Origin of the sequence: Providencia zhijiangensis, from assembly GCF_030315915.2 — a bacterium.
Taxonomy (GTDB): Bacteria; Pseudomonadota; Gammaproteobacteria; order Enterobacterales; family Enterobacteriaceae; genus Providencia; species Providencia zhijiangensis.
In genome coordinates this window covers 1-2,428 of sequence record NZ_CP135992.1, presented here as the reverse complement: position 1 = coordinate 2,428, position 2,428 = coordinate 1, and the positions used below count along the sequence as shown (strand labels likewise).

General features: G+C 41.5%; 2 protein-coding genes. Both read right to left on the bottom strand.

The genetic code is table 11. The features are described from left to right. Positions 1–657: 657 nt before the first annotated feature. Positions 658–1,098, bottom strand: coding sequence for a hypothetical protein (locus QS795_RS17475; protein ID WP_286272876.1), 441 nt, complete (start codon positions 1,096–1,098; stop codon positions 658–660). Between the two features lie 639 nt (positions 1,099–1,737). Then, the gene (locus tag QS795_RS17470; protein WP_250255063.1) at positions 1,738–2,166 is read right to left on the bottom strand and encodes a hypothetical protein; all 429 of its coding nucleotides are present in this window, start codon (positions 2,164–2,166) and stop codon (positions 1,738–1,740) included. Positions 2,167–2,428: the final 262 nt, after the last annotated feature.

Below are 2,428 nucleotides of genomic sequence, written 5' to 3'. Positions count from 1 at the left end.
CACAAACTTGTTTTGTGGCAAGAAGCGATTTGACCAACCGAGTAAAACGAGGGCGGTAGGCTTTTTGTTTTTATCCTGATGAGCGTCCAGCGAAGAAAGGGAAAAACAGGGGGAGCCGAAACGAAATGACACGCCCCAGCGATGGCAAGTGAACCCCAGTGAACGTGTTTCGTTTTGGGGGCAAAGCCCCCCGTCAAGCGAAGCGTCTGACCACCACATTTTTGAGCGACCAAATACAGGGGCGAAAAAAGGGGGTGGTCAGACGAACGCAGTGAGTTTGACGGGCTTGGGTGAATGGCTTTTTTCGCAGGCGTCCAGCCGAAGAAAATAGCCAGAGGGCGGAGCCTTATGTCATTCATTTTCGTCCAGAAAATGAGTGGCATTGATACTGAAAGTATCATGGGGTGTAAGTTAGTAAGACTATGATTCCACCCGTTATTTTACCCATTATTCTGCCCGTTATACCTAAATTGGGTGAAATAACGGGTAAAGTAATGGGTAGAATAACGGGTAGATTAATGGGTAAGAAATGACACAACGTCATCTTGTGTCTATCTCTTATTCTGTATCTTATTCTCTGTATTATTCTGTGTATTAGAGAGAAATTAGATAGAATAAGATACGGAATAATACACAGGATAATAAACAAACATGACATTAACCTGCCTTTTCCTCGAGCTGTTTTAGCATCGAAACATCACCTAATAACCGTTGATTTTTACCTGTGAAAAAGATGATCGGACTGACATTTGCATTATCAATACTTCGGCTTAACTGAATTCCCATCGTCTGATAATCATCATCGTTTGTGCAATGGTATAACGCTAAAACAAGCTGACATTGTTCGGGAGTTCCGCACTCTATTGCCCAGCGGATCAACTCCGAAAAGGTCAATCCGTTCGGTTTCCAGTGTTTTTTATGCCGTGACGCTAACGCCTTAAATTTTTCACGCCCTCGATTGTATTTTTCTGCCCCGATCACCGGATCTTCACAACGAACCCCTTGAAGCGGTCGCTTATCAAATGACAATTCCCATAATTTTAATTCTTCGATGTATTCGTAATCTGCTGGTGATGCCAAACGAAATAATTGAGACATAGTGATCCCCTCCGATGATGTGTGAACGGAGATAGTATAAGGCTTTCAGGAAATTCCGCTTCCTCGACGTGAAACAAGTTCACGCCTTGCGGCGAGCGTTGCGATTTGAAAACATAAAGGATTTTTTTCTGAACTCTAGAAGGTGCAGAGCCGAAATGATTGTGACATCACTTCGGCTCTGCTAATCTAATTCGCGTGCATTCGTTGCTTCGATTAGACCTCGACAATCCAATCTTAGCAATGGGAAGCTAGCTTGTCACTACTTCCTTAAAACCATTCAAAGACACTAACTCAAATGCACCACTTGATTGACTCGGACTTAGCCCGGTCTCCGAAAGGATAAACAGGCAAATTGTGGTAGTAAAACGTACCGGAAAACGAAATTCCGGCTCTGCCTCCGAATCACGCTGCGGTATCGAAAGATTACAGTGCGTACCTGATAAGAGCATCAATCAACGGACTAGGGACTTCTTGGATTGCACCGTCGAAAGAAGCCCAACCTAACCAGACTTAGCTAAATTAAAGAGCTAAGAAGCCATGACCCAATAACCGATCATGGAGAAAAGCAAAGACAAGATGACGATGTCGCTTCGCTCCGTTTTGATTAGTACCACATTGGGGCATTAGGGTTTTTTTGCTTTAATTTGGAAGTTCATGGTTCGCTCGATAATACATAACATACTGTAACAGACGCTCATCTACAGATGACGATATAGCTTGTAGCATGCTACCGCTAGAATCCATAAGATCATTTTTTACAGACCTGTAGCTTGAGTAAGTGTCTTCAGCCACTGAACAATAAGCTCTATCTAGATAAGCGTATGACAACTTACGAATATCATCCCTACATTCATATCTAACAACAGATACAACCTCTGAATTAGAGCCAGTGTTGATATACTTATCTATATTTTTTCTAAAACATTCTTTTGAACTCAAATATTCATTTTTCGCTATGCGGAGAAATTCATCACATAAATTTTGGTCAACACTACTATAACGTTCATATGATGATGAACACGCTGAAATCACTAATAAGGACATTAGTCCCAAAAATTCTTTTTTCATTACTTTCACTTGCCTGAAATTAAAAACAATAGTCTAGCGCTAAAAAGCATTCCTATAATCCCTTTTATGTTAAACGGGCGAGTTGGTTAGCGAAAACCGCCCGTTCATCCCCATTAAAGCCCCTCAAAACGATTTTAAGACACTATCACCCTATAAAACACCCAAATCTACGCTGAAAGTTTAGAACGGTTTTGCGAGCTTCTGAGTGCGTTTTTAACATCATTCAAACTGACAAGTAAAATGATGCGAAATCGCTGAAAGA

Bases quoted from the DNA above. Each gene is read 5' to 3' on its own strand.
- QS795_RS17475 (WP_286272876.1), bottom strand. From the start codon at position 1,098: ATGTCTCAATTATTTCGTTTGGCATCACCAGCAGATTACGAATACATC.
- QS795_RS17470 (WP_250255063.1), bottom strand. From the start codon at position 2,166: ATGAAAAAAGAATTTTTGGGACTAATGTCCTTATTAGTGATTTCAGCG.